The following is a 22,218-nucleotide window of genomic DNA, read 5'->3' as shown; positions in this document are numbered from 1 at the left end:
TCAATGGTAATGATTGAGCATTGAGGTTTCATTACCCTATTTTTATAGTTTACCTAATACAGCTACTTATTTGATCATACTGAAATGTTCAGCTAATGGACCCAAGGTAAGTGCAGGGAAAAAGGCTAATGCAGCGATAATCACAATCACCACAAAAGTCATCACACCAAAGGTTAAAGTATCTGTTTTTAAAGTACCTGCAGATTCAGGGATGTATTTCTTAGCCGCCAGTAAGCCTGCAATAGCCACCGGACCAATGATCGGAAGGAAGCGTCCAAGCAACAATACAAAACCTGTCATTAAATTCCAGAAGGTATTATTGTCTCCCAGACCTTCAAATCCAGACCCATTATTTGCAGCGGCAGAAGTGTTCTCATACAACATTTCAGAGAAGCCATGGAAACCTGGGTTGTTTAACCAGTTGGCTGGTTTAACTACCCAATCCACATCAGGAAAATTAGTAACCGTATAAGCGGCCAGTGCTGTACCAACCAGGATAATAAAAGGATGTAAAAGCGCGATAATGGAAGCAATTTTAACCTCCCGGGCTTCTACTTTATGTCCGAGGAATTCTGGTGTTCTACCCACCATCAATCCGGAAATGAATACCGCAATGATGATGAAGATGAAGTAGTTTAAGATTCCGACACCACAACCGCCATAAAAACAGTTCATCATCATCGCAATCAATTGATACATTCCGGTTAAAGGCATGGCACTATCGTGCATCGAGTTGACCGAACCGGTAGAAATAATGGTGGTGACTGTACTCCAGTAAGCGGTAGCTGTAGGTCCAAACCGGACTTCCTTTCCTTCCATCGCCCCTGAAAGCTGACTGATCCCTAGTTTTGCGATATTCGGATTTCCTCCAGTTTCCGAAATTACCGTTGGAATCAATAATAACATCATCCCAAGCGTCATGATTCCGAAGATCACCCAAGCCATTTTCTTTCTACGGATAAAATAACCGAAAGCGAAAACCATTGCGATCGGAATAATCACCTGTGAAATCACTTCTACCATATTGCTGAGGTAGTTTGGGTTTTCCAATGGATGCGCGGCATTGACCCCAAACCAACCTCCACCATTTGTCCCTAAGTGTTTAATGGCTATAAAAGCAGCCGCAGGCCCACGGGAAACATTTACCGTATCCCCTTGAAGGGATATAAACTGATCCTTACCTTCATAACTGGTTGTGGTTCCATTAAAAGCAAGAATCGTTGCCACAACAATAGAAAGTGGTAACAATAAACGGGTAATAGAGCGGGTAAAGAATACCCAGAAGTTGCCAAGATTAGTGGTGGTTTTATCCCTGAACGCTTTAAATAAGACTACTGCAGCAGCAATCCCTGTTGCGGCACTTACAAATTGCAGGAACATAAATACGAAATGCTGGGTCAAATAAGTGGCTCCGGTTTCGCCAGAATAATGTTGCAGGTTACAGTTCACCACAAAACTAATGATGCTGTTAAAAGCAAGATCTGGCGACTGCCCCAGGTTTCCATCCGGGTTTAGCGGTAACTTATCCTGATAAATCAGTGCAAAAAAACCATAAACCAACCAGACCATATTGATCATTAACAGCGCTTTCATATGCTGTTTCCAATTCATGGATTCTTCCGGATTAATCCCGGATAATTTATAGATCCCTTTTTCAAGGGGTTTTAGAAAGTCAGTCCAGACTTTCTCACCTGCAAACATCTTTGCCAGATAGATACCTAAAGGTATTCCAATCAGCAAGGTCAGGGCATAGGTGGCAATAATACCTAGTAATTCAGTGTTCATAACAATTGGTTAAAATTTTTCGGGTTTAATCAGCACGTAAATCATATAGATAAATACGGCGATTGCGATAATGAATAATGCGATCATAATTTTAGATTTTTTCGAACCAGTCGATAGATTTGTAGAATACCCAGACCATGAGGAGCAGGGCGAGAAGCAGTACGATTGTTAACATAATTTTATTTATTTATATGCCTATTGCCAATCCACATACCAAAAAACCAAAAGCACACTTAACCAATTGATAATCAACAATCAATACACCTAAAAAACTTCAAACCAGATGATAGGCATAAAAAAACCCTTCCAAAATGGAAGGGTTCTTTATCATAATGAAAATGGTTTTTTCAGGTTTTAACTGATTTTATATTCTTCCATTTTACGGTAAAGGGTGGTCAGACCAATCCCAAGTAGCCTGGCGGCTTCCGTTTTATTACCTCTGGTATGTTTTAAAACTTTATTGATATGCAGTTTTTCCATCACCTGCATTTTCATAGAATCTTCTTCCTGAACTTCAGCATGAAATTCATAAGGCAGGAGATTGGCTGTAGCCACATTGCCATCCGCAAGAATGACGACCCTTTCCATCACATTTTTTAATTCCCGGATATTTCCCTTCCAAACATGCTTCATGAGTAAGTCAGCAAAACTATCCTCCATTGTGAAGTCCGGCTTGTTCAGCTTTACAGCAAACTCCTTCAGGTAATGTTTAGCGATCATGAGGATGTCTGTTTTCCTTTGCGCCAGATTGGGTAATTCAATAGAAAAAACCGAAAGCCGGTAAAACAAATCTAATCTAAACCTACCTGCATCTGCTTCGGCTTTCAAATCTCTATTTGTGGCTGCAATAATCCGGACATTGACTTTACTGGTTTGTGTGTCTCCCAATTTAATGAAAGTTTGATTTTCCAGCACCCTCAAAAGTTTAGCCTGTAAATCGAGGTTCATCTCTCCTATTTCATCTAAGAACAGGGTTCCTTCATGCGCTTCTTCCAGTAAACCTCTTTTATCTTTACCTGCGCCGGTAAATGCACCCTGTTTATACCCAAACAGCTCACTTTCCAATAACTCAGGATTAAATCCACTGCAGTTAAGGGCCACAAAAGGTTTGTTTTTCCTGAGGCTCTCATAATGAATGGCCTGTGCAAAAACTTCTTTTCCCGTACCCGTTTCACCGAGTAATAGTACTGTGGTGTCTGTACCCGCTACCTTTTGCGCCAGATCCAGTGCCTCTTTCATGGCTTTCGATTGCCCAAGGATACTGCTAAAACTATATTTTTTACTGATTTTATTTTCCAGCTCAAACACCCTCCGCTGTAACTTCACCTTATCCATGGCTTTATAGACCAATGGAATAATTTTATCGTTATCATCTCCTTTGGTGATGTAATCAAAAGCACCATTTCTCATCGCCATTACCCCATCCTGGATGGTTCCAAACGCGGTAAGGTTAATCACTTCTACATAAGGTTTGATCTTTTTGATTTCTTTGACCAATTCCACTCCATTGAAATCGGGTAGTTTCACATCGCTGATCACGACATTCACATCCTGCATGGCAAGGGTTTTCAAGCCCTCCTTTCCGGTATTGGCCTGAAACACCTTAAATCCTTCCAGCTCTATGATCCTCGCCAGAAGGCTGCAGATTTTTTTCTCGTCATCTATGATTAGGACGGTGTCTTGCATATCGTTAATTTCAACAATTATAATAATTATCTAACATAACTAAGGCTTTCTGCTTGCCATGCTGACCAAATAATTTTTCCAGCATACAGATGTAATCTTCAATTCCGGTCCGGATTTCTTCAACATAAATGTATTCATCGGCCATATGAGATCTGGCCGAATCACCGGGACCCATTTTTAAAGAAGGAACTTCTAACCAGCCCTGATCGGAACTGGTTGGAGAGCAATAAGTGGTTTTTCCAATCTCTTTTCCCGCCATCACTAATGGATGATAACCATCGATAAAAGAAGGCTTCATGACATTCGGCCTGACTTTAATCTGGCATGTGGTATGGTTTTGAACGGTCGTTAAAATCTCTCTCCATGTCCAGCCATGTGTAAAGCGAATGTCTACCGTAAAATCGCATTCTGCAGGTACAATATTGTGTTGTAAACCGGCATGTACCTCTGTTACCGTCATTTTTACCGGATTCAGCAAATCGCCTTCGATTGGAAACAGGAATTCAGAAAACCATTGAATATCCAGCAATGCCTTATAAATGGCGTTATCGCCTTCTTCTCTTGCGGCATGCCCCGCTTTCCCGAAACTGGTACAATCGAGCACCATTGATCCTTTCTCAGCAACAGCCATTTCCATTTGTGTAGGCTCAGCTATGATGGCAAAAGCGATATTTTGTAATTCAGGAAGTACACTCTTCAGTCCATATTCCCCTGAAGTCTCTTCTTCTGCCGTTGCTGCCAAACAAAGGTTGTAAGGTAAATTTTCAAATGTATAGAAATGCAGGAAAGTAGCGATCAGTGCAACCAGACCACCACCGGCATCATTACTCCCCAATCCATAGAGTTTCCCTTCCTGAATAAAAGGTAGAAAAGGGTTAAACTGATAGGATTTTGTTGGCCTTACCGTATCGTGATGTGAGTTCAATAGTAAGGTCGGTTTTGAAGGATCGAAGTACTTGTTGTAGCACCAGATGTTATTGCGTTTGCGGAATGTGAACACTCCATTTTGATGAAGGAAAGATTCAATCAGCTCAGCGGTATCATTTTCTTCTCCACTAAACGAAGGACTGGCAATTAGTTTTTTTAATAACCCGATCGAGGCTTCGGAAAGGGTATTAAAGTCAGGTTCTCTACCTGATTGATCAAGTGATTGGCTATTCATTTTATTTGATAATTAGGGAATTTGATTTAAAAGGAAGGGTTGATTTTAGAAAAATAATGGGGATAAGATGCTGTAGAGAAAGTATGTTCAGCCTCTGGCTGATGCTGCTCCGGATCGAACAACATAGCGGTACACAAGCAGTTGCATTTCTTTTTGCCTTCCAGCACCTCATAATTGACACAGCTTTTACAGCCTTCCCAAAAATTCGGGTCATGCGTAATTTCCGCGAAGCTGACCGGCTCAAAGCCCAGCCGGGTGTTCATCTTCATGATCGCCATTCCGGAGGTAATACTGAATATTTTTGCCTCAGGGTATCTTCTTCTTGAAATTCTGAAGATCCGGTCTTTAATTGCTCTGGCCACACCAGATTTCCTAAATTTAGGCGCCACAATCAGTCCCGAGTTAGAAATGAACTTTTCATTTTCCCAGATTTCAAAATAAGCAAAGCCCACCCATTCGCCACTACTCGTGATTGCAATCACGGCTTTTTCATCTCTCATCTTCTGAGCCAGTGATTCTGGCGTCCTTTTTGAAATACCCGATCCCCGGGCAATCGCCGAAGATTCCGTTTCCTGAATTATTTCGTCTACGTATTTTATATCATTTATGGTAGCAATACGCACAAAGATCATAGGATTTTCCATTGGTGTTCTAATTTTATCCAGGCCCTGTTCAAAGCAAATGCCCTAAGCGGCTAAAATCAACGAAAGCCTGTTTTATCATTGATTAACACGGGAATATTAATTTCATGACGTTGTTGTGGCAATAGTTAAGCTTACCAAAATGGAAGGGTTAATTTCATTTTAGTTACCTTTACCGAAATTCTATTCTAAAAAGTTATGAAACTAAAATTTCTCCTTCCCTCGTCGTTTTTATTTGCGCTCGCACTCTTCGTTTCTTCCTGTCAGGAAAATAAAAAACTGCCAATTTTAGGGCCTAGAGAAGCAGTATCTGTAAAAAATGCAGACGGTTCAATGGGTGTGGATACGGTTTATAAAACCATTCCTGCTTTTAGTTTCTTAAACCAGGATAGCGTATTGATCAACAATGATACTTTTAAGGATAAGATCTATATCGCTGACTTCTTTTTTACTTCATGTACAACCATTTGTCCGACAATGCATCGGAATATGAAAACCATTTTTGAAGCCTATAAAGAAAATCCAGAGCTGATGTTTCTTTCACATACCATCGACTTCAAATATGATACCCCTTCAGTGTTAAAAAAATACGCACAGAAATTAGGTGTTGATGGCCCGAAATGGCAGTTTGTATACGGATCAAAAGATAGCGTTTACAAAATAGCTGAAAAAGATTACCTGGTTGCCGTAATGGAAGACAGCACAAACAGAGATGGTTATATCCATCAGGGATGGCTGGTGCTGATCGACAAAAACAAACGACTACGCGGTGCTTATGATGGTACAGACGAAAAACAGGTTGAACAGTTGAAAAAAGATGTTGCTATTTTACTAGCTGAAGATAAGAAATAACCATGCGCAGATTACTGATCACCATTCCTGTTCTCTTCACTTTAGTCATGATGATTTACTCCTGCCAGAGTGCAGATCAGGTCCAAAAAGACCTGTATTATGTAAGCGGAAGGGATTATTACATTAAGTATTGCCAAAATTGTCATGGTGCAAAAGGTGAAGGCTTAGGTGCCCTTGCTCCTCCGCTTACGGATACGGTGTTTCTAAAAGAAAATAGAAATAAGCTGGCCTGTTTTATCAAAAATGGGATGAGTGAAGCAATTACCATTCATGGTAAAAAGTATGAGGAGAAAATGCCAGATTTCCAAACGCTGGGTAATATCGACATCGCAAAGATCGTCGTTTACATCACCAACTCTTTTGGAAATAACCAGGGAATGTATCCATTGGAACAGGCCAATGAAGACCTGAAAAAGTGTAAACAATAATAGAAATCCTTTCTGATTTCCCATATTTTAAAAAGGGTTTAACTTCTCCATTACATTGGAAAAGTTAAGCCCTTTTTTAATTGACGCTATTCCACTTTTATTTCCAGTGTAGTACTCATTGGATTTTCTACGTTTAGATTCTGAATCGCTATTTTGTAATTGCCCGGTACATCGCTGGTATAAAAATCCAGGCTAGCCAACCCTTTGTTTAGGGAAACTTTTGGGGCGTAATAAATCAGGTTCCTTTGATCCGGCAGTCTTTTATTAACGGCTTGTTGGGGAGAAAAAGGCGTACGGGGAAGCTGTATCCCATTAAAAGAATGCACTGATACATAAGGTTCAAGCGGGTATCCATCCAGGTCGCCATTATAAGTTTGCAAGCTTAAAATCCCATTGGCTTCAAGGTTGTTATAAAAGTAAGTATGCGCTACTACAGCACCTTTTTTAAGCTTAAAGGGATCAAATTTGAAGAATTTGTTGAAGTTGAAAATCGGTACACCATCGATCATAATAAGAGGATCCTGATCCGAATAACGTGGCGTGACCAAACCTTTATTCAGGGCACGAAGCTGAAGTCCATCCTTATGTTTTTCAACGATAATGGTGCCCACATATTCCCTAAACACTTCTTCCATAGTCGTAAAACGGTTGTAATCATCAAGGTTAAACTTTTCATCAGGGATTCCGAAAAATTGGGTACTGTCCAATGGAGGGGCATTTAAAACGGTACTTAAGCTATCGCTGTGGTAAGCCGACTGTACCTGCAAGGTTTTATGTCGCTCCCTGACCTCTGCAATTAAATCCGGACTAAGGCCTAGCTCATCGGACATGATGCTATCTGCAACTTTATGCTCAAAGAATGGACTATAGATCACAATTCTTACCGTACTATCTTTAGGTAAGGGTTGAACGATTAAATCCATATTACCGTTTAACACGGGAATTTCTAAATCCAGGTTCCCATCCTGATCACTTTCAATGGCATAAAGCCGAACATTTTTGCCTGGTATACTGACCAATACCGGGATGTTCGGAAGCGGATCTCCTGCTTTGCTCAAAACTTTTCCCTTAATGAGCTGTCCGTTAATTTCCGGTGGAAATTGGAAGGCTTTAATATTTCTATCCATGAGCTCTCCCATCGGAATTCTTTTTTGAGGATCTCCTGCAAATACTTTATTTGCAGCCCATTCAGAAAGTTTATCGGTTTTGATCACCGTTACCATGAAATTATCGGATTGGCTATTCTTCGATTCCAGATTCAGGCTAACCTTTTCCCGTTTATTAAAAACGGTTTTGCTGGTTTTAACTGACAGCCCCGCAGTATTGGTTTGCGCTTGAACAATAGGTCTTGTGCTGATCGGGGAAGCTGCCTCCGAAATAAGAGGGATCGGTTGAAATGAGTTGAACAGTACAATTTGCTTTTTAAAAAAGCAATCTTCGCCATAGTTTTTCATCCAATTGGTATAGGCACATATGGTGTAATGACCCGTCGACAGTTCAGCAGGTAATTTTAGATACCCGGTTGCAGATCCGTTTTTCATGCCAATTTTCTCCTGGTAAACAGGCTTGTTCCGGCCATCTAAAATTTCTACATATACGATTTTACTCAGGTCCTGTGCTCTAGAACCCGGTGACTGCGTTGGAAGCAGCTGTAGCCAGATCGTTTCACCAGAGAGATAAACCAGCCGGTCTGTCTGAATTGATAATTGAGGCAGTTCATTATATTTAAGACGATCGCCTGCGGAAGGTTGCGCGTATGTGTAAGCAACGATCAGGAGAAACATCCAGACTGTAAATTGTTCCTTTTTCATAAGTGTAGTTTAAATCAACTATTTAACGTGGCCAATAGACCGGTTTTTCATTTGTGCCACCCCGGGTAATACATTCAACGCAATTTTTACTGATCACCCCAAATCCTTTGTTACGATTATTTTCTATGTAAACAATAAAATTTCCCAATGCAAATAGTCGTGCAAGTCCTAGTTTAGAGTGATCATAATCGGGATCTGGATTACCACAGTCATTTATGTATCCCCAATCCATAGGTCTGGGAATATATTGCCGCTTTATACTTTCTGTTGATGCAGACACATAGCCAATTACGGGCTCATTTGGATTGTTGATGCAAAAAATATTACCCTTTATTTCAGTGGGTAAAGGACTAAAAATCCCACCCAATTGTTCTGTCACTTTTCTCAAATTGAAATAATAGTAATAGGCTTCTTTAGTCAATGCATATTGTTTTAAATGCACGCTATAACCAATGGCGAACTCAATACTATTATCGCGAATGACTTTTAAAGGTGCCTGAAATACTTCATCCAGTCGAAGCTGTTCTGTACTGGCAATTAAAATACTAGTGTTCAGGTCTTTTTGCCAACAACGTAACTTTTTTTCCTGATATGGAACATCAGTAGGAAGCAGGGTTGAATCGGCCGGATTGAATTTCATAAATGCCGTATATTGCGAATTGTACTCATACGTACCCTCATACAACCAACGGTAATACCTGGTATTATTGGTTTCATCATGGGTATTGACGTATATCTGTGCATCTTTATTTTTAATGTAATAATCAATACGGTCAATTGGAGGAGAAATCTTCACCGGGACAAATGCAGAAGCATATTGCGATTGGTTTTTCGTAGTGATTTTCAGCCTGCATTTAGCACCTGCAGGCACCACAATGTCTTTTCCATAATAATTGCCGGGTTTATCTTCAACAAAAGCAAAGCTTGCCCCATTTTCTATCTCTACACTAACAGAGGCGCCTGCTTCTACGATGAGTTTTTCATCTGTATCAGGGGGAAGTGTTCTCGAAAGCATAATATGAGTAGTATTGCCCAAACCCGGTATAATGGTGCCCTCGATCACCAGGTAATTGACCTTACGGGATTCTATTTCAGGTATGAATTTATCTTTACACTGACAGAAAAACAGGCTGCATAGCAGTGCTGAAATCATATAGTATGAATGTTTTTTCATGGCTTTAGAATTTAAAGTTATAAGTAGCAAAAGGAATGGCGGCTCCAAAAATGGAAAATTTATAACCATTAGTTTTCCCGTTTTCAGATACAAAATAGACGGAGTAGGGATTTCTTCGACCGGTTAAATTATAGATGCCAACTGTAAAACTGCTGTGGAATAATTTTTTCACTTTGTGGTTGCCTTCGATATTCATACTAAAGTCTGTTCTAAAATAATCGGGTATGCGGTAGGTGTTTCGGTCAGCGTATAACATTCGATAAGCGTCTGCATAATAATACCTGGCTATAGGGTAAGTAATCGGCCTGCCTGTACTGTAATTCGTTGTTAAAGAGACACTAAATCGATGTGACAATTTGTAATTGCTGATAAAGTTTACCACATGTGGTTTATCGTAATCTGCCGGGAAGAAATTTCCATTATTTACGGCTGAGGGAACCAATGGATCATCCATTTTTAAGAATGTTCTCGAAAAGGTATAGCTCAGCCAACCCGTTAATTTCCCCGTAGTTTTTTTGATTAAAAACTCAATGCCATATGCTTTGCCAGAGGCATTGGCGATTTCGGTTTCGATGTGTGGATTTAACAGCAATTCAGCTCCGTTCTTATAAGTAATGGCATGTTGAATACGCTTATAGTAGGCCTCAATAGATGTTTCAATACTATTATCTTTGAAATTTCTATAGTAGCCAAGGGCAAACTGATCGCCGATTTGTGGACGCAGGTAATTGTCGCTGAGTTTCCAGGTATCCATCGGACTAATGGCCGTGGTGTTACTCAGCATATGGATGTTCTGCCTTGTTCTATTGTAAGCCATTTTGATACTCGCGTTTGAGGATAAAGTGTATCTTAATGATGCTCGCGGTTCCAGGCCTATATAAGATTTGATGGTTCCTGTTTTTTGAATGGTATTGCTGATGCTGACTGTACTCCTGGGAGCGCCGGGGAGGTATTCGTAAATGGTTTGTGGGCCATTATAATGGAATAGATTGAAGCGTACACCAACATTCAGGGATAAATCAGGTGTCATAATATAAGTATCACTTAAATAGACGGCGGCATCTAAACCCTGCTCAGGCTCTACCGTATTGGTCAGTACTTGTCCCTTCCCAATGGCAAAATAATCTCCTGGTCGTAATTTATAGGAAATGGCAGAAAGACCAGCCTCAAATTTATGTTTTACATTGGGTACATAGGTAAAATCAGCTTTGCCATGATATTGCCTCACATCAAACTTAAATTTAAAGTCATTTATATTGCCATTTTCACTTTCCATAGAGAAATTATAGCTATCGTATCCGGCTGTGACTACGCTAAAAAGACGATTATTGAAAATGCGTTTCCATTTAACAACCACATTTTTATTGGCATATTTATAAAGCGAATCTCCATCTAAACTGAAACGATCTGCACTTAAATAGCCGGAAAAATAAATACTGTTTTTTTCATTCGCATCATGACTGATTCGTAGGTTTAAATCCTGAAAACCACCTTTGCTGCGCTGGTATTTTTCATCATCCAGTAAACCAAGCAGCCAGTTGGAATAGGTGGCACGACCACCAGCGATGAACGTAGTTTTTTTTCCAATTGGCCCTTCAAAAGTAAGATGTGCATTTAATGGGCCTATCCCTCCCGAACCTGAAAACTTGTTGTGGTTACCTTCCCGCGTGACCACTTCTAATACGGAAGAGAGACGGCCACCATATTTTATAGGAATACTGCTTTTGTACAGCTCTGCATCTTTAACCACATCGGGATTGAATCCAGAAAAGAAACCAAAGAAATGGGATGGATTGTAAATTGTTGCGCCATCATACAGGACTAGATTTTGATCTACAGCCCCACCCCTGACGTTAAGTCCCGTACTCCCTTCCCCTACGCTGGTCACCCCCGGAAGGTTTAATATCACGCGAATAATATCGGGCTCGCCTAATAAAGCAGGCAACTGCTTTACAGTTTTGATGTTTACTTTTTGCATCCCCATCAGGGTAGAACGAACATTCGAAGTTTTCTCGCTGGCTATATTGACCACATTCAGGGCCGTAATATAGTCTGTCAGCACAATGGTCATCTTGCCATCGCCATACAACATCAATTGTCGTTTTGTATCACTGAGCCCAACATATTTGAGATGAAGGGTATGTTTTCCCTTTGGTAAGGTGATGCTGAAGTAGCCATATTGATCGGAGATGGCGCGGATTTTAAAACCTTCTACAGCGATAGATGCTCCGCTGATTCCTTCCCCGGTTTTATGGTATCTTACATAACCCGCTACCGTTGCATTGCCGGTACCAAAAGTCTTTGTTTTGATCCCAATATCATAGATTTTATTTTCTTCATAACTGATATGAATTAAAGGGTTGACCGTTGGGTCGGGAGGACTTTTTTCATTTGCCTTTACAGCTGGACTCAGGTACTTCTTTGTGACCGTAATTACTGGTTTTTCACCTACAGCAAAAGAAATAATGGCATCAGTGCTCAAATAAATCGCATGGTTATCTTCAATACTATAATAGACCCCTTTATTTTGGAAAGCCTCCTGTAAAACTTTTTCAAGCGGCTGGTCTTTCACATCCATCGTGATCACTAAACCATCAAACTTTTGTTCATCAAAGTAAAAGAAGCAATTACTTTGACGCTCTATGGCATCAACAAACTGTCTAATTTTTGCGCTATCAACTGAGAGTGTAATTTTCTTATTGAATAGTTTTTCCTGAGCTAGTCCTATGAGAGGAGAGCAAAAGACCATCAAGGTCCATAAATACTTCATATCTGGATTTATTTGTCTATAAATTCTGCAACAAGGCGGAGTGATGTGCCTGGTGATTCTTTGATGAGCAAATCATTTTTCTGTATAAAATCTTTTAGTTCCTTTTTCTTGTCAGGGAAGATATCATACAAAGATTTTTCATTTTTAACGAGGTTAAATTGCCTGTTGTTTTCGATGTAATATTTAGGATCATACTCATCAATCACATTTTGGGTACTGCCGAGATAAGGTATAGAATATCTGTAAGTTTTTTTATGCTTACGGAGTACCTTGGTTTTACCCTTCAGCACTATTTCATAATAACCAGGTGGTATATTTTTTCCTTCCGGAATGTTGATGAAATGATCATCGCCAATAGAGAATTCACTGACTTCAGATCTTCTCAATACAACTTCAGATTCCAGAAACTGGTGTAAAATGACCACTTCATCAAGAATGATGTCGTATTTTAGGGCTACATCTTTGTAGAATCTGCCACTATAAACCAGGGTTCCTGCTTTAAAGAGTGAATCCCTTAAAAAGGCATGTTTATTATGATAAATGTTTTCATCGAGGTAACTGGGATAAGCTATACCATTGTACAAGGAAGGATTAGTCCGTTCTTTATACTGTTTGTATACTTCATCTTGCAGGCTATTCTGAGGAAATGCCACATGGGTCATTATCAGTAACAGCAGCAGGTTTAACCCTACGGTTTTACGAGAAAATGTGCTTTTTCCAGTAGATTCATCATTGGGTTTTAATTTTGCCGGCAATGGATTAAACTGTTCTTTAATCATGGTAGACAGGTTTTTAGGACGCACCAAATCCATCGCAAAAAATGCAACATCAATAGGTACTTATGAATAATAGTTAATTGAAATTAATACTTACGGAGCCCCGAACGCTTTGTCTATTTTTATCCTTTTTGTTCATTTTATGAACAATTTTTGACAAGATTTTCGAACACAGTATTCTCAACCTTTTATAGAGTTTAATAGATGATCTTGGACTATTTTTAACTGTTTTCAGCTATTTTTAAACAGCTGAGTTTTATCTGTTTTATTCAATTTCAGACCAATTTTTAACAAGATTTTACGAAGCACATTTCAGCTTAAAATCAGTAGCTATAGTTCAATAAAACACTGAGGAATAAAACAAATTTTCTATTTGGCGGAAAGCTGAACGGCCGGGCCAAAACGAAAGGGATAACAATAGATGATATTGTAATTTTATTTAGCGCTGAAAAGAAAAAGAAATTGGAATGATATTAAATGAAGGAACAGTTGAATCAAAATCATTAAGGAACTGCCTGATCGAATATCTATATTATTCTCAAAAAAACAAAAATATGAGAAATAAAAAATTCACAAAATGATTAACTTCTGATTAAACCAGTCTACACAACTAATTACTCCTGTTTTTTTCCCGGTTACACTTGCAATTATATTGCTCATCTTTTGCTTGAGCAAAAGATGAGCAATATAATTGCATAAGAATAGCAAAACAGGAGCAAAACAAATAGCGGATTATATCCGGGGAAAGTAAAGTGAATAGCGGATGTAAAATCCTTTAGGATTTTTATTTGATAAACGACAAAGAGACACTAATTAGCTAAAAATAATAGAAACATCAAAAAAACACCAGAAATAAAAATTTCATATTATTTTCTTTTACTTCTTATTTATTAAAAAAAATAAAACAAAGATTGCTACGCATTGGTAGGAAACCACCTTATAAAAAAATGGTCCTGGAATACTTTTACGCCGATAGGATAAAAAAACTGCTGCTTACAATTCCGACAGACGGAGTGATGAGCGGTCTTCAAAACTGCTAAAGGACTTCCCTTATAGCAAAAAAGCGCCTTTTTTTTATATCTTTGCAGCACAAAAAATGCAAGCTGTTCTATCGCTGCGATTTATCGGAGAGGAAAGTCCGGGCAACACAGAGCATCCCGCTTCCTAACGGGAAGAGGCTTAGGAATGAATACCTGAGTTATGGAAAGTGCCGCAGAAAACATACCGCCGATGGCTTTTAAGCACAGGTAAGGTTGAAAACGTGAGGTAAGAGCTCACGAGTATTCCGGGCAACCGGATTGCTGGTAAACCCCGGGAGTTGAAAGACCAAATAGGCTAACGCATGTAGGGCTGCTCGTCCGATGTTAGTGGGTAGGTCGTTAGAGATAAATGGCGACATTTATACTGGATTAATGGTAGAAGGACTGAGCAATCAGTTTACAGAACCCGGCTTATAGGCTTGCATTTTTTTGTTAAATATCAACGCTTTGAAAAGCATATAAACAGGGTTTAGCCTTGATTTCAAGATTTTTTCATTTGGTAACAGATTAGTGAAGCAGGTTATCAAAAGTGCTAAAAGCAATTTTATTCAAATGAAAATAATATATTCGTATTCCTAATAAAAATGATGAGCAATACCTATGGCAAAATTATTAATAATTGATGATGAACGCGCAATAAGGAGCACACTTCGTGAAATCCTAGAATATGAAAATTACGATGTAGAAGATATTGATAATGGTGTTGATGGATTAGACCTGATTAAGAAAAAGAAATTTGACCTGGTTTTATGCGACATTAAAATGAATAAGATGGACGGAATGGAAGTGCTGGAACAAGCACAAGCCTATAGTCCTGATCTTCCTTTTATTATGATATCTGGTCATGGAACTGTGGAAACTGCAATTGAAGCCAGTAAAAAAGGAGCCTTCGACTTTATCTCTAAACCACCAGATTTAAACAGGCTATTAATTACCGTAAGAAATGCGCTGGACAGAGGTACTTTGGTGACTGAAACCAAGGTATTGAAGAGAAAAGCCAGCAAGACAAGAGATATATTGGGTAGTTCTGAGAGCATCGGAAAAATCAAAGAAACGATTGAACGTGTTGCGCCTACGGATGCCAGGGTATTGATTACTGGTGCCAATGGTAGTGGTAAAGAGCTCGTGGCTCGTTGGTTACATGAAAAATCCAATCGTGCAGACAGTCCTTTAATAGAGGTCAACTGCGCGGCCATCCCATCCGAACTGATCGAGAGTGAACTATTCGGACATGAGAAAGGTTCTTTTACCTCGGCTGTAAAACAACGTATTGGTAAATTTGAACTGGCCAATGGCGGAACTTTATTCCTGGATGAGATTGGTGATATGAGCCTTTCTGCTCAGGCTAAAGTATTGCGTGCCCTACAAGAACATAAAATCAGTCGCGTAGGTGGCGAAAAAGAATTGGAAGTAAACGTTAGGGTACTGGCTGCAACCAATAAAGATCTTTTAAAAGAAATCGAAGATGGCAATTTCCGTATGGATTTATACCACCGTTTAAACGTGATCAATATCCACGTTCCTCATTTAACCGAACGCGTAGAAGACATTCCTGAGATCGCACAGCAGTTCCTTGAAGAAATCTGCAAAGAATATGGCATGCCGGTTAAAAAGATCGGGGACGCCGCTATGCTGGCCTTACAGGCTTTACCATGGACTGGAAATGTACGGGAATTACACAACATGATTGAACGTTTGATCATCCTGAGTGATAAAGCCATTACAGAACATGATGTGGCTGCCTTTGCCAATCCTGGAGGTGGTACAAATATTGGTGCTGCAAATCCTAGTTCCGCAAGTCAGCATGCAGGCCGCAACCTGAGTCAGAATTACGATAGCTTTAGTAATTTCCAGGATTATAAAGACCATGCTGAAAAAGAATTCATCAAGTTCAAACTAGAGAAAAACAACTGGAATGTATCGAAGACAGCCGACGATATTGACATTCAACGTAGTCACCTTTACAGTAAGATTGAGAAATTCGGACTAAAAAGAACCGCTGAATAAACGTTAAAATAAAAGAATCAGTTACCGTAAAAAGCCAGCTTCTGTAATAGAGAGCTGGCTTTTTCTTATTCCATATAATCTGCCTGTCTGGCCAGTAGTTTTCGGTATTTATTAAATATCGTGGTTTTAGAGACAAAGCCAAGATAACGGTCTTCTTCCGTCAAAACCGGTAAAGCCCATACGTTTTCTTTCTCCATTTTCTGCATCACAATCCTCATCGAATCATTGATATGAACTTTATCCGGAGCCTCCTCGATTAAATCGTTAGCCCTCACTTCCAGGTGATCCACATGGTTGATCCCTTTCTTCAGCAGCTCCTCCAGATAGATCAAACCTTTAAAACTATGGTCTTCCTCCGCTACTACCGGAAATACGCTCCTTTTGGATTGCAAAATCTCTGTTAAACGGTCAACAATCAAATCGTCCTGATATAATACCAGGTAATCCTTTTCTACCAGATACCTCAATTTCATCATATTCAAAACCGTAGAATCCTTGTCTTCATAAGACAACAACTCCCCTTTTTCTGCCAATGGCTTGGTATAAATAGAGTATTTATTTTTACTGCGGTTGATCAGGTAAGAAATCGCAGAAACAATCATTAGAGGAACCATTAATACATAGCCTCCGGTGATTTCTGCAATCAGGAAAATTCCGGTCAGCGGCGCATGCATGATGGCACTTAAAGAGCCAGCCATCCCTGCCACAATAAAATTGGCCACATTGAGGTGTGCAATACCCAAAGTATTTATGGTAAAAGCCAGCATAAAGCCCATCAATCCACCCATGATTAAGCTGGGTGCAAAGATACCTCCATTCCCACCAGCACTTAAAGTGATCAGTGTTGCGGCGGATTTAGCAAAAAGTGTGGCAATGGTAAAGACCAGCACGAGCCAGGGCAGGTGACTGTAACCAGAGAAAATACTATTGTTAATGATGGTAAAGTAATTTCCACCCAATAGGTTTTTGATGGTGATATAGCCCTCTCCATATAATGTAGGGAATAGAAACACGAGTAAACCTAGCATTAAACCACCCAAAACAACCTTTTTATAAGGATGTTTGATCTGATAAAAAGCACCTTTTATAAAAGTACTTGCCTTGGTAAAATAAATGGAGAAAAAGCCTATAAACACCGCAAGGATCACATAATAGATCAGTGCATCCATTTTCCAGCCTTCGGTAACCAGGAAGAACAGTTGTTCATTATAAAACAATCTTGCTACCACAGCTGCTGTAGCTGAAGCCAGCAACAAGGGAATAAAGGCAGGAATGCTGAATTCAGGGAGCAGAATTTCTACCGCAAACACAATTCCTGCAATCGGACTATTAAATGCGCCTGCGATCCCCGCAGCGGCTCCACAAGCCAAAAGCATAGTCGTTTCCTTGTAAGACAAGCCCAGGAAACGGCCTACTACAGATCCGATCCCTGCACCACTGGTTACAATAGGCGCTTCGAGCCCCGTAGAACCACCAAAGCCTACCGTTAAGGCGGCTGTGATGATCTGGGAATAAATATTATGAGGTTCTACCTTGCTTGATTTTCTGGAGATGGTGTACAGCAATGGGGTCAATCCGGTTTCAAATTTCCCTCTTCTAATGAAACGCCGGACGTATAGGACCGACAATAAAATCCCGATAAAGGGAAAAAAGAAGAAAAGGTAATACTTGTATTCCCAATGGAAACCTGTCTGTAGAAATTCCTCAATATGGTGTGTAATCGCTTTCAGTAAGGATGCTGCAAGTCCTGCGAGCACGCCAACAATCAATGCTGCAATCACAAGGAAATTCCTGTTCGAGATTTTACTCTTCCGGTATTGGTTAATTCTGTCTACATAATTTACCATCCGTACATACATATCTTAGCCTCTAAGCGTCAAATTTATCAAGTAATTTAATCAGGGTTGCAAAATCCTTAGGATATGGTGCTTCAATTACGATATCTGTACCGTCCAGTCCTTTAAATACCAAATGTCTGGCATGTAAAGCAAAACGTTTCATAATCGGAAGCTCCTCATCATCTTTTGCAATGCGATAACCTTTTTTGATGGCCGATAAAAACACCGGTTTTCCACGGTACATATCATCACCAGCAATTGCGGCGCGTTGTGTAGCCAGGTGAATCCTGATCTGGTGCATGCGGCCAGTGATTGGCTTACATTCTACCAGGGTATAATGACGGTAATTTTTAAGGGTATTAAAAATAGTTTCTGCACGTTTACCTTCTTTTCTATCGATGGTAACGCTCTTATTCCCGTCGTTAAGGATAGGAAGGTCGATAAATAGCTCGTTAAAAGTAAACTGTCCGTCTACCACAGCATGGTACACCTTGTTTATTTTACGCTTTTCAAATTGTATCGCTACATTGCGATAGGCATCTGGAGTTTTTGCGATGATAATCGCACCTGAAGTTTCTTTATCTAAACGATGACATACCTGTGCATCAGCAGAATACTGCTTTGCCAAACGTAATATATTGACCTCCCCTGATCCGCCACGCTCATCCAGCGAGGCTACAAATGGAGGTTTATTTACAACGATATAATCATCGTTTTCGAATAGAATAAGATCTTTAAAAGAAGGATATTTCAATACAGTGAATTTAATACTGTACAAAAATACTAAGAAAGTTCGAATTTATAGCCTACACCCTTCACAGTTGCGACATAAGTCTCGCCTAATTTCTCACGAAGTTTACGGATATGCACATCAATTGTACGGTTGGTCACCACTACTGAATCTTCCCAGATGTTTTTAAGGATAGACTCTCTGGTGTATACTTTTCCTGGTTTAGAGGCCAATAAGTACAACAATTCAAATTCTTTTTTGGCAAGAATTACTTTCTGTCCGTTTTGATAAACCAGATAAGCTTCTCTGTCGATCACCAGATCTCCAATTTCTACTTTATTATCAGAAACTTCATCTGCACTCGAATTTCTTCTTAATATGGCATTAATTCGACTCACCAATGCACGTGGTTTAATTGGTTTCGCGATATAATCATCCGCACCTACATTAAAACCAGCAATTTCTGAGTACTCTTCACTTCTGGCAGTCAGGAATACCATGAAGGTATTTTTAAACTCTGGAATGGCACGCATTAACCTGCAAGCCTCTATCCCGTCCATTTTGGGCATCATGATGTCAAGGATGATCAAATCAGGATGAACCTTCTTTGCTACCGTAATCCCCTCCTGGCCATTGCTAGCCAAAAAAACCTGATATCCTTCTTTTTTCAAGTTGTACTCGATCAATTCAAGGATATCAGGTTCATCATCCACAATTAGTATCTTCTGTTTTACGGTGCTCATAGCTTTAAATATTTGTTACGAAATTAAGTAATCAATTATAATATACCGTTAAACCCAAGTTAACAAATTGTTAAGTAACTCCAGTGTGTTAACACGGATTTATGATTATTTTAAGGTTTTATTTAAGAAAGCATCCAGTTCTTCCCCACGTAAGTTCTTTGCTAATATTTTTCCGTTAGGGTCTAATAAAAAGGAACTTGGGATCGCTTCGATCTCGTACATTCTCACTACAGGGCCATCAAAATCTTTCAATTCACCAGCATGAGTCCATGTTAAATGATCCGCAGCAATTGCATTTTTCCATGCCGCAGCATCTTTATCCAAAGAAATTCCAAGGACGGTAAAGTTCTTATCTTTGAAAGTCTGGTAAGCTTTTACCAGGTTTGGATTCTCCTCGCGACAAGGTCTGCACCAGGAAGCCCAGAAATCGATCAATACATATTTACCTTTAAAATCTGACAATTTCACTGGTTTACCATCAATACCGGCAATGGTAAAATCTGGTGCCTGCTGACCTACTGATAATGATTTAAGCTTAGACATTTTTGTGATAAACTCCGTTACCGAAGGGTTATCATTGAAATTACTCTTGATTTTATCTGCATAGGCTACCATTTCCTGCTCATACTCTGCTGGATTTAATAGGTTGATGGCATAGAAACCAGCCAATGAATTGCTGTTTTCCTGAGCAAATTTCAATACTGCTTTGTTCAGGCCATTGATTTCTTCCATATATTTAGGCTTGAATTGCTCCATCATCGCTTCTCTTTTATCAGATTGACCGGCTACAGCTTCCTCAAATTGCGACTGGATTGCCGATAGTTTCTGCATATACTGGTTTTTAACCGTATTCAATTCCTGCAATTTATCGGCTTCTGTTGCACCAGAAATGGTATATCCTAAATTCTTATCCTGTAAATCAGCAGCGATTTTTATGTCGTCGCCATTTTTTGCAATGATCATGTATTCGCTATTACCGGCAGCGATTTTAAAGAAATCTACACCTGGTGTGCTGTGTGAGAATTTAAACTCTCCTTTTTCTGAAAACACCGTTGAATCCAAAGGCAATGCATTTTCCTTTTGTAAGCCATATAAGTAAACTTTACTTTGAGGCGTTGCGTTTTTAAATTCTCCGGTGATGGTGAACTTACTCTTATCTTTACATGCAGTAAATGCAAAACAGATCAATAACAGATATCCGAGTTTCTTCATTTGTGTTCTTTTACTTTAGTTTTTCTTGTAATAGTTCGTTTACTTTCTGCGCATCTGCTTTTCCTTTGGCAAGCTTCATGACTTCACCAACAAACAGACCGAGTACGCCCTTCTTCCCTTTCTTATAGGCTTGTACCTGGGCATCAAATTTAGCCAAAACCTGATCTACAAAGCCAGACAGTTCATCGCTGTTCTCTACAATCAAGAGATTTAAAGATACAGCGGTTGCCATCGCTTCTGCTTCCGGATGCGCAATCAATTCAGGAAGCAATTGCTGTAAAGCAATCTGCTGAGTAATCTTTTTATCATCCACAAGGTTGATCATTTCGGCCAGTTGTACAGGTTTCAGCTTAAAATCAGCAATGCTGATCTCCTGTTCGCTTAATAAGGCTCTGATAGATCCCGTTAACCAATTCACCAGACTTTTCTTCACATTAACAGTGGCTAAAGCCTCATTAAAATAGCTCAGTAAGTCTCGATCTTCGGAGAGCATAGCAGCTTCGGAAGCATTAACGCCAAAATCGGCAACTAATTGCTTAGAGATGGCTGCAGGTAATGCCGGCATTTCCAATTTAATTTGCGCCAGCCATTCTGCAGAGATGTGTATCGGTGAAAGGTCAGGATCAGGGAAATAGCGGTAATCATTGGCTTCTTCTTTAGTCCTCATCGGGGCTGTGGTGCCCTGATCAGCATCAAAATTCAAGGTGCTTTGAATGATTTTACCTCCTGCAGAAATTACTTCCTGCTGACGGTTGAATTCAAAATCCATCGCCCTGCGTACGTTACGAACAGAGTTTAAGTTTTTTACTTCACAACGTGTACCGAATTCAGTCGTACCAAATTTACGGATGGAGATATTTGCATCGCAACGCAAGCTACCCTCTTCCATATTTCCATCACTCACATCAAGATGGCGCACCAGTTTCCTGATTTCCAGCAATAATGCAGCAGCTTCTTCCGCAGAACGGATATCCGGTTCAGTCACAATTTCTATTAATGGAACCCCCGCCCTGTTCAGGTCTACAAAAGAAAAGCGATCGTTCTGATCGTGTAAACTCTTTCCTGCATCTTCTTCCAGGTGGATTCTGTTGATGCCTATTCTTTTCTCTTCGCCATTCGCTAAAGTCACATTCAGGAAACCATTCTGACAAATCGGCTTATTATCCTGAGTGATCTGGTATCCTTTAGGAAGATCCGCATAGAAATAATTCTTGCGGTCAAAGTAATTCAGTTCGTTGATGGTACAATTGAGTGCCAATCCCATTCTAACGGCTTTGGCAACAACTTCTTTATTGAGTTTCGGCAAAGCGCCGGGTAAGGCAAGAGATACCGCAGAAATGTGTTCATTGGGTTTAGCCCCGAAAGAAGCACTATCTGAGGAGAAAATTTTTGATTTCGTATTTAACTGTACGTGGATTTCTAAACCAGATACCAATTCAAATTCTGATGGAGAAACTGCTGTATTCGTACTCATTTATCGGCAATGATTAAAACTTGATTTTCGATGTATTAGATAGACAAATATAACGGAATTGCGCATTAACTGGGTAGTTTCCATCCAGA

At 39.7% G+C, this 22,218-nt stretch carries 17 protein-coding genes and 1 other RNA gene; 4 read left to right on the top strand and 14 right to left on the bottom strand.

Annotation, left to right across the window (positions count from 1 at the left end; genetic code table 11):
• Nucleotides 1-66: 66 nt before the first annotated feature.
• From kdpA to R2Q94_RS07820, 5 genes are all read right to left on the bottom strand, one after another.
• Nucleotides 67-1,785 carry a potassium-transporting ATPase subunit KdpA gene (gene kdpA / locus R2Q94_RS07840; RefSeq protein WP_316820894.1) on the bottom strand — a complete coding sequence of 573 codons (1,719 nt, stop codon included), beginning with the start codon at nucleotides 1,783-1,785 and terminating at the stop codon, nucleotides 67-69.
• A gap of 9 nt (nucleotides 1,786-1,794) precedes the next feature.
• Complete coding sequence (locus tag R2Q94_RS07835; RefSeq protein WP_082035969.1) at nucleotides 1,795-1,872, bottom strand: potassium-transporting ATPase subunit F; 78 nt, start codon at nucleotides 1,870-1,872, stop codon at nucleotides 1,795-1,797.
• Nucleotides 1,873-2,139: 267 nt separating this feature from the next.
• Entirely contained in the window at nucleotides 2,140-3,471 is a 1,332-nt protein-coding gene (locus R2Q94_RS07830) for a sigma-54 dependent transcriptional regulator (protein ID WP_316820893.1), read from the bottom strand.
• A gap of 10 nt (nucleotides 3,472-3,481) precedes the next feature.
• A complete protein-coding gene (locus R2Q94_RS07825) occupies nucleotides 3,482-4,633 on the bottom strand; it encodes a M20/M25/M40 family metallo-hydrolase (RefSeq protein ID WP_316820892.1) in 1,152 nt (383 codons plus the stop codon).
• Between the two features lie 26 nt (nucleotides 4,634-4,659).
• Nucleotides 4,660-5,277 (bottom strand): GNAT family N-acetyltransferase, encoded by a 618-nt coding sequence (locus tag R2Q94_RS07820; RefSeq protein ID WP_316820891.1) that lies wholly within the window; start codon nucleotides 5,275-5,277, stop codon nucleotides 4,660-4,662.
• A 195-nt stretch (nucleotides 5,278-5,472) separates the two neighbouring features.
• On the opposite strand from R2Q94_RS07820, the gene R2Q94_RS07815 reads away from it, so the two are divergent.
• Nucleotides 5,473-6,126, top strand: a complete 654-nt coding sequence (locus tag R2Q94_RS07815) for an SCO family protein (protein ID WP_316820890.1) — start codon at nucleotides 5,473-5,475, stop codon at nucleotides 6,124-6,126.
• A 2-nt stretch (nucleotides 6,127-6,128) separates the two neighbouring features.
• The gene (locus R2Q94_RS07810; RefSeq protein WP_316820889.1) at nucleotides 6,129-6,554 is read left to right on the top strand and encodes a cytochrome c; all 426 of its coding nucleotides are present in this window, start codon (nucleotides 6,129-6,131) and stop codon (nucleotides 6,552-6,554) included.
• An 86-nt stretch (nucleotides 6,555-6,640) separates the two neighbouring features.
• Here R2Q94_RS07810 and R2Q94_RS07805 read toward each other — a convergent pair whose 3' ends face one another.
• From R2Q94_RS07805 to R2Q94_RS07790, 4 genes are read right to left on the bottom strand one after another with little or no spacing between them, the layout of a single operon-like run.
• Nucleotides 6,641-8,365 (bottom strand): hypothetical protein, encoded by a 1,725-nt coding sequence (locus R2Q94_RS07805; protein ID WP_316820888.1) that lies wholly within the window; start codon nucleotides 8,363-8,365, stop codon nucleotides 6,641-6,643.
• Between the two features lie 22 nt (nucleotides 8,366-8,387).
• Nucleotides 8,388-9,539, bottom strand: a complete 1,152-nt coding sequence (locus R2Q94_RS07800; RefSeq protein WP_316820887.1) for a DUF4249 domain-containing protein — start codon at nucleotides 9,537-9,539, stop codon at nucleotides 8,388-8,390.
• A gap of 4 nt (nucleotides 9,540-9,543) precedes the next feature.
• Complete coding sequence (locus tag R2Q94_RS07795; protein ID WP_316820886.1) at nucleotides 9,544-12,309, bottom strand: TonB-dependent receptor; 2,766 nt, start codon at nucleotides 12,307-12,309, stop codon at nucleotides 9,544-9,546.
• An 8-nt stretch (nucleotides 12,310-12,317) separates the two neighbouring features.
• Nucleotides 12,318-13,088: a hypothetical protein gene (locus tag R2Q94_RS07790; RefSeq protein ID WP_316820885.1), complete on the bottom strand. Its 771-nt coding sequence runs from the start codon at nucleotides 13,086-13,088 to the stop codon at nucleotides 12,318-12,320.
• 1,092 nt (nucleotides 13,089-14,180) lie between these two features.
• On the opposite strand from R2Q94_RS07790, the gene rnpB reads away from it, so the two are divergent.
• Both rnpB and R2Q94_RS07780 read left to right on the top strand, forming a co-directional pair.
• Nucleotides 14,181-14,555, top strand: an RNA gene (gene rnpB / locus R2Q94_RS07785) — RNase P RNA component class A.
• 170 nt (nucleotides 14,556-14,725) lie between these two features.
• Nucleotides 14,726-16,132 carry a sigma-54 dependent transcriptional regulator gene (locus R2Q94_RS07780; RefSeq protein WP_316820884.1) on the top strand — a complete coding sequence of 469 codons (1,407 nt, stop codon included), beginning with the start codon at nucleotides 14,726-14,728 and terminating at the stop codon, nucleotides 16,130-16,132.
• Nucleotides 16,133-16,197: 65 nt separating this feature from the next.
• Here the strand turns inward: R2Q94_RS07780 and R2Q94_RS07775 are convergent, their stop codons facing one another.
• The 5 genes from R2Q94_RS07775 to gatB form a co-directional block, all read right to left on the bottom strand.
• Nucleotides 16,198-17,991: a chloride channel protein gene (locus R2Q94_RS07775; protein ID WP_410478530.1), complete on the bottom strand. Its 1,794-nt coding sequence runs from the start codon at nucleotides 17,989-17,991 to the stop codon at nucleotides 16,198-16,200.
• A gap of 10 nt (nucleotides 17,992-18,001) precedes the next feature.
• The gene (locus R2Q94_RS07770) at nucleotides 18,002-18,724 is read right to left on the bottom strand and encodes an RluA family pseudouridine synthase (protein ID WP_316820882.1); all 723 of its coding nucleotides are present in this window, start codon (nucleotides 18,722-18,724) and stop codon (nucleotides 18,002-18,004) included.
• A 29-nt stretch (nucleotides 18,725-18,753) separates the two neighbouring features.
• Complete coding sequence (locus tag R2Q94_RS07765) at nucleotides 18,754-19,443, bottom strand: response regulator transcription factor (RefSeq protein WP_316820881.1); 690 nt, start codon at nucleotides 19,441-19,443, stop codon at nucleotides 18,754-18,756.
• Between the two features lie 105 nt (nucleotides 19,444-19,548).
• Nucleotides 19,549-20,655 (bottom strand): TlpA disulfide reductase family protein, encoded by a 1,107-nt coding sequence (locus R2Q94_RS07760; RefSeq protein WP_316820880.1) that lies wholly within the window; start codon nucleotides 20,653-20,655, stop codon nucleotides 19,549-19,551.
• A 10-nt stretch (nucleotides 20,656-20,665) separates the two neighbouring features.
• Complete coding sequence (gene gatB, locus R2Q94_RS07755; RefSeq protein ID WP_316820879.1) at nucleotides 20,666-22,129, bottom strand: Asp-tRNA(Asn)/Glu-tRNA(Gln) amidotransferase subunit GatB; 1,464 nt, start codon at nucleotides 22,127-22,129, stop codon at nucleotides 20,666-20,668.
• Between the last annotated feature and the right edge of the window lie 89 nt (nucleotides 22,130-22,218).

Origin of the sequence: Pedobacter gandavensis (genome assembly GCF_032678465.1) — a bacterium.
In the GTDB taxonomy this organism is placed as follows: domain Bacteria; phylum Bacteroidota; class Bacteroidia; order Sphingobacteriales; family Sphingobacteriaceae; genus Pedobacter; species Pedobacter gandavensis_B.
Note: the sequence above shows the minus strand (reverse complement) of the source record. Positions and strands in the feature narration are given on the sequence as shown.

Bases quoted from the DNA above. Each gene is read 5' to 3' on its own strand.
- R2Q94_RS07825 (WP_316820892.1), bottom strand. From the start codon at position 4,633: ATGAATAGCCAATCACTTGATCAATCAGGTAGAGAACCTGACTTTAAT.
- R2Q94_RS07810 (WP_316820889.1), top strand. From the start codon at position 6,129: ATGCGCAGATTACTGATCACCATTCCTGTTCTCTTCACTTTAGTCATG.
- R2Q94_RS07820 (WP_316820891.1), bottom strand. From the start codon at position 5,277: ATGGAAAATCCTATGATCTTTGTGCGTATTGCTACCATAAATGATATA.
- R2Q94_RS07830 (WP_316820893.1), bottom strand. From the start codon at position 3,471: ATGCAAGACACCGTCCTAATCATAGATGACGAGAAAAAAATCTGCAGC.
- R2Q94_RS07775 (WP_410478530.1), bottom strand. From the start codon at position 17,991: ATGTATGTACGGATGGTAAATTATGTAGACAGAATTAACCAATACCGG.
- R2Q94_RS07835 (WP_082035969.1), bottom strand. From the start codon at position 1,872: ATGATCGCATTATTCATTATCGCAATCGCCGTATTTATCTATATGATT.
- R2Q94_RS07790 (WP_316820885.1), bottom strand. From the start codon at position 13,088: ATGATTAAAGAACAGTTTAATCCATTGCCGGCAAAATTAAAACCCAAT.
- R2Q94_RS07780 (WP_316820884.1), top strand. From the start codon at position 14,726: ATGGCAAAATTATTAATAATTGATGATGAACGCGCAATAAGGAGCACA.
- R2Q94_RS07765 (WP_316820881.1), bottom strand. From the start codon at position 19,443: ATGAGCACCGTAAAACAGAAGATACTAATTGTGGATGATGAACCTGAT.
- R2Q94_RS07805 (WP_316820888.1), bottom strand. From the start codon at position 8,365: ATGAAAAAGGAACAATTTACAGTCTGGATGTTTCTCCTGATCGTTGCT.
- R2Q94_RS07800 (WP_316820887.1), bottom strand. From the start codon at position 9,539: ATGAAAAAACATTCATACTATATGATTTCAGCACTGCTATGCAGCCTG.
- gatB (WP_316820879.1), bottom strand. From the start codon at position 22,129: ATGAGTACGAATACAGCAGTTTCTCCATCAGAATTTGAATTGGTATCT.
- kdpA (WP_316820894.1), bottom strand. From the start codon at position 1,785: ATGAACACTGAATTACTAGGTATTATTGCCACCTATGCCCTGACCTTG.
- R2Q94_RS07815 (WP_316820890.1), top strand. From the start codon at position 5,473: ATGAAACTAAAATTTCTCCTTCCCTCGTCGTTTTTATTTGCGCTCGCA.
- R2Q94_RS07795 (WP_316820886.1), bottom strand. From the start codon at position 12,309: ATGAAGTATTTATGGACCTTGATGGTCTTTTGCTCTCCTCTCATAGGA.
- R2Q94_RS07760 (WP_316820880.1), bottom strand. From the start codon at position 20,655: ATGAAGAAACTCGGATATCTGTTATTGATCTGTTTTGCATTTACTGCA.